We start from the raw sequence: 5,660 nt of genomic DNA on the forward strand, positions 1-5,660 counted from the left end.
AACCAAGGCCGCCGCCACCCGCAGCGATAACGAAGCCCAGCGCGGCGAACGCCTGCGCCAGAGCAATGCGATCTCCGCCGAACTGGCCGACTCGCGCACCACCGCCGCCCAGGAAGCCCATGCGACTGTCGCCGGCATCCAGGCGCAGTTGGACCTGGCCAAGCTGAACCTGAGCTTCACCCGTGTCAGCTCGCCCATCAGCGGCCGCGTCAGCCGTGCCGAGATCACCGCCGGCAACCTGGTGACCGCCGATGTCACCGCGCTGACCAGCGTGGTGTCCACCGACAAGGTCTACGCCTACTTCGACGCCGATGAACGTGTGTACCTCAAGTACACCGAACTCGCGCGCCAGGGTCGCCGTGGCGCGACTACCCCGGTGTACCTGGGCCTGTCCAATGAAGACGGCAACCCGCACCTGGGCCAGATGAACTTCGTCGACAACCAGGTCAACCCGGCTACCGGCACCATTCGTGGTCGCGCCGTGTTTGATAACAGCAAGGGCGAATACACCCCAGGCCTGTATGCGCGCCTGAAACTGGTAGGCAGTGGCACCTACTCCGCCGTGCTGATCAGCGACGAAGCCGTGGGCACCGACCTGGGCAAGAAGTTCGTACTGGTGATGGACGGCGACAAGCCTGCCTACCGCGCGGTGGAGCTGGGTCCGAAGATCGAAGGTTTGCGCATCGTGCGCAGCGGCCTGACCAAGGACGACACGATCATCGTCAAGGGTTTGCAGCGCGTTCGCCCGGGGTCGCCGGTTGCACCGGAAACCATCCCGATGGCCAGCAAGGAAACCCTCGCCGCCTTGGCACAACAACGACAAGCGCTTGAAGCCAGCAACCTGGAGCAAGTGGCGCCGGATAAAGCCGCGCCCAAGCTCGCAAGTACAGCGACTCCACGCGGTTAAGGGATACGACTCAAGATGAATTTTTCCAAGTTCTTCATTTCGCGGCCGATCTTCGCAGCGGTGCTGTCGCTGTTGATCCTGATCGCCGGCGCGATTTCACTGTTCCAGCTACCGATCAGTGAATACCCGGAAGTGGTGCCGCCGACCGTCGTGGTCCGTGCCAACTTCCCGGGCGCCAACCCCAAGGTCATCGGTGAGACCGTGGCCGCGCCTCTGGAGCAAGCCATCACCGGCGTCGAGAACATGCTGTACATGTCCTCGCAATCGACCGCCGACGGCAAGCTGACCCTGACCATCACCTTCGCCCTGGGCACCGACCTGGACAACGCGCAGGTGCAGGTGCAGAACCGGGTAACTCGGACTCAGCCCAAACTGCCCGAGGAAGTGACGCGCATCGGTATTACCGTGGACAAGGCCTCTCCCGACCTGACCATGGTGGTGCACATCACCTCCCCCGACCAGCGCTACAACATGCTCTACCTGTCCAACTACGCGATCCTCAATATCAAGGATGAGCTGGCACGGCTGGGCGGCGTGGGTGATGTGCAGCTGTTCGGCATGGGCGATTACTCCCTGCGTGTGTGGCTGGACCCGAACAAGACCGCCTCGCGCAACCTGACCGCCACCGACGTGGTCACGGCCATTCGCGAACAGAACCGCCAGGTGGCGGCCGGTGCCTTGGGCGCGCAACCTGCGCCGAATGACACCAGCTTCCAGCTGTCGGTCAACACCCAGGGCCGACTGGTCACTGAGGAAGAGTTCGAGAATATCGTCATCCGTGCCGGCGCCAACGGCGAAATCACGCGTTTGAAGGACATTGCACGGGTTGAGCTGGGTTCCAGCCAGTACGCCCTGCGCTCGTTGATCGACAACCAGCCGGCCGTGGCGATCCCGATCTTCCAGCGCCCGGGCTCCAACGCAATCGACATCTCCAATGAAGTGCGCGCCAAGATGGCGGAGCTGAAACAGAGCTTCCCGGAGGGCATGGATTACCGCATCGCCTATGACCCTACCGTCTTCGTACGTGGCTCCATCGAGGCCGTGGTTCACACCCTGTTCGAAGCACTGATCCTGGTGGTGCTGGTGGTGATCCTGTTCCTGCAGACCTGGCGTGCGTCGATCATTCCATTGGTGGCGGTGCCGGTATCGTTGATCGGTACCTTTGCGGTGATGCACCTGTTTGGCTTCTCGCTCAACGCGCTGTCGCTGTTCGGGCTGGTGTTGGCGATCGGTATCGTGGTGGACGACGCCATCGTGGTGGTGGAGAACGTCGAACGGAACATCGAATTGGGCCTGGAACCGTTCCCGGCCACTGAAAAGGCCATGAGCGAAGTAACCGGCCCGATCATCGCGACCGCGTTGGTACTGTGTGCGGTGTTCATTCCAGCGGCATTTATCAGCGGCTTGACCGGCCAGTTCTACAAGCAGTTCGCCTTGACCATTGCGATCTCGACCGTGATCTCGGCGTTCAACTCGCTGACCCTGTCGCCCGCACTGGCAGCGGTATTGCTCAAAGGCCACAACGCTCCGAAAGACGGGTTCTCCAGGTTCCTCGACAGGATGCTGGGCGGCTGGTTGTTCAAACCGTTCAACCGCTTCTTCGACAAGGCCAGCCATGGTTACGTCGGCACGGTACGCCGGGTGATCCGCGGCAGTGGTATCGCGCTGTTCCTGTACGCCGGCCTGATGGTCCTGACCTGGATGGGCTTTGCCCACACGCCGACCGGTTTCGTACCGGCCCAGGACAAGCAATACCTGGTGGCCTTCGCGCAATTGCCGGACGCCGCGAGCCTGGACCGTACCGAAGACGTGATCAAGCGCATGTCCGACATCGCCATGAAACAGCCCGGCGTGGAAAGCGCGATCGCCTTCCCCGGCTTGTCGATCAACGGTTTTACCAACAGCCCGAACAACGGCATCGTGTTCGTGACCTTGAAGCCGTTCGATGAGCGTAAAGACCCGAGCCTGTCTGCCGGTGCGATTGCCGGTGCACTGAATGGCAAGTACAGCAGCATCCAGGAAGCCTACATGGCGATCTTCCCACCGCCGCCGGTACAGGGCCTGGGTACGATCGGCGGGTTCCGCCTGCAGGTTGAAGACCGTGGCAACCTGGGTTACGACGAGCTGTACAAAGAAGTGCAGAACATCATTACCAAGAGCCGTGGCGTACCTGAGTTGTTCGGCCTGTTCACCAGCTACACGGTCAACGTGCCCCAGGTCGATGCTGCCATCGACCGCGAAAAGGCCAAGACCCATGGCGTGGCGATCAGCGACATCTTCGACACCCTGCAGATCTACCTGGGCTCGTTGTATGCCAACGACTTCAACCGCTTCGGGCGCACCTATCAGGTCAACGTGCAGGCTGAGCAACAGTTCCGCCAGGATGAAGACCAGATCGGCCAGCTGAAAGTGCGCAACAACAAAGGCGAGATGATTCCCCTGGCGACCTTCATCAAGGTCAGCGACACCTCGGGCCCGGACCGCGTGATGCACTACAACGGCTTCATCACCGCCGAGATCAACGGCAACGCCGCACCGGGCTACAGCTCCGGCCAGGCCCAGGCGGCGATCGAGAAACTGTTGAAAGACGAACTGCCCAACGGCATGACCTACGAGTGGACCGACCTGACCTATCAGCAAATCCTCTCGGGCAACACTGCGCTGTTCGTGTTCCCGCTCTGCGTACTGCTGGCGTTCCTGGTACTGGCCGCCCAATACGAAAGCTGGAGCCTGCCACTGGCGGTGATCCTGATCGTACCGATGACCCTGTTGTCGGCCATCACCGGGGTGATTATCTCTGGCGGCGACAACAACATCTTTACCCAGATCGGCCTGATCGTCCTGGTGGGCCTGGCCTGTAAGAACGCGATTCTGATCGTCGAGTTCGCCAAGGATAAACAGCAGGAAGGCCTCGATCCGCTCGCTGCGGTACTGGAAGCCTGCCGTCTGCGTCTGCGGCCGATCCTGATGACCTCGTTCGCCTTCATCATGGGTGTAGTGCCTCTGGTGATGTCCAGCGGTGCCGGTGCCGAGATGCGCCATGCCATGGGTGTGGCGGTGTTCTCCGGGATGATCGGCGTGACCTTCTTCGGTCTGCTGCTGACGCCAGTGTTCTATGTACTGATCCGCCGGTTTGTTGAACGCGGTGAAGCGCGCAAAGCGGCCAAGGCCTTGAAGCTGGAGACACAGCAATGAGCGTGAAAGTATTTTTGCCGAGCTTGCTGGTACTGGCGCTGAGCGCCTGTGCCGTGGGCCCGGACTATAAAACCCAGCCACTGGAGGCGGCCAACGTAACGGCCGCCGCCGACGCCAAGCAATACGACCACGGTAAGTTCGAAGGCATCTGGTGGCAGCAGTTCGAGGACCCGACCCTTAACCAGCTGGTGACTCAATCCCTGCAAGGCAACCGTGACCTGCGGGTGGCATTTGCCCGCCTGCGGGCGGCCCGGGCGATTCGTGACGACGCCGCCAATGACGTGATGCCGGTGATCACCAGCCGTGTCAGCAGCGATGTGGGCAAAGGCCAGATCCCCGGCCAGACCACCCAACGTGTCAACAGCGAGCGTTATGACCTGGGCCTGGACATGGCCTGGGAAGTGGACTTGTTCGGCCGCATCCGCCGCAACCTGGAGGCCAGCGACGCTGACCAACAGGTTGCCGAGGCAGACCTGTATCAACTGCAAGTCACGATGATTGCCGAGCTGGTGGACGCTTACGGTCAACTGCGGGGCGCGCAACTGCGCGAGAAAATCGCGGTGGCCAACCTGAAGAACCAGGAGGATTCGCGCGGTATCACCGTCAGCCTGCGGGACGCCGGTGTGGGCGATCAACTCGATGTGGTACGGGCCGATGCGCGTCTGGCGGCTGTAGAAGCCAGTGTGCCGCAGCTGCAGGCCGAGGAAGTTCGCGAGCGTAATCGTATCGCTACCCTGCTCGGTGAGCGGCCGGACAAGTTGAGCGTGGATTTGAGCCCGAAAGATTTGCCGGCGATTGCCAAGGCGTTGCCGATTGGTGATCCGGGGCAACTGCTGCAACGTCGTCCGGACATTCTCAGTGCCGAGCGTAAGTTGGCAGCGGCCACGGCGCGGATTGGGGTGGCCAAGGCTGATCTGTTTCCGCGGGTGAGCCTCAGTGGGTTCCTCGGGTTTACCGCTGGGCGGGGTTCGCAGATTGGGTCGGCGGCGGCGAATGCCTGGTCGCTGGGTCCGAGCATTACCTGGGCGGCGTTTGACCTGGGCAGTGTGCGAGCAAGGTTGCGTGGTGCGGATGCCGAGGCGGATGGCGCCCTGGCGACTTATGAGCAGCAGGTGTTGCTGGCGCTGGAAGAATCGGAGAATGCCTTCAGTGATTACGGCAAACGCCAGCAGCGGTTGGTCTCGCTGATTCGTCAGAGTGAGTCGAGCCGGGCTGCTGCGGATCTGGCGGAGATTCGTTACCGCGAAGGGACGGTGGACTTCCTGGTGTTGCTGGACGCGCAGCGTGAGCGTTTGGCCGCCGAGGACTCCCAGGCTCAGGCCGAAGTGGATCTGTATCGTGGGATCGTCGCGATCTACAAGGCGTTGGGCGGTGGGTGGCAGCCGAGTACCACGATTGCCAGTGCCAAGTGATTTGACTTAAAGAGCTCCTTTGGTTGGTCGCATCCAGCCAATTTTTAGCCCCGTGCCGTCATTCGGTCGCGGGGCTTTTTTTTGCTCGCTTGTGGTGTGTGCATATCCGTTATTTCGGTCAGGGCTGCTATTGGTTCCGCTCTTAC

Annotated in this window: 3 protein-coding genes; all 3 read left to right on the plus strand. The window is 61.5% G+C overall.

Annotated elements, in window-relative coordinates:
* Window positions 1-907 (plus strand): efflux RND transporter periplasmic adaptor subunit (locus HX846_RS26405; protein ID WP_178966402.1); only part of this gene is annotated, 907 nt, incomplete at its 5' end.
* Between the two features lie 15 nt (window positions 908-922).
* Entirely contained in the window at window positions 923-4,102 is a 3,180-nt protein-coding gene (locus HX846_RS26410) for an efflux RND transporter permease subunit (RefSeq protein ID WP_003210869.1), read from the plus strand.
* Window positions 4,099-5,514 (plus strand): efflux transporter outer membrane subunit, encoded by a 1,416-nt coding sequence (locus tag HX846_RS26415; RefSeq protein WP_102369143.1) that lies wholly within the window; start codon window positions 4,099-4,101, stop codon window positions 5,512-5,514. Before HX846_RS26410 ends, HX846_RS26415 begins: the two co-directional genes overlap by 4 nt.
* Window positions 5,515-5,660 lie beyond the last annotated feature (146 nt).

Origin of the sequence: Pseudomonas sp. K5002 (genome assembly GCF_013386655.1) — a bacterium.
Taxonomy (GTDB): Bacteria; Pseudomonadota; Gammaproteobacteria; order Pseudomonadales; family Pseudomonadaceae; genus Aquipseudomonas.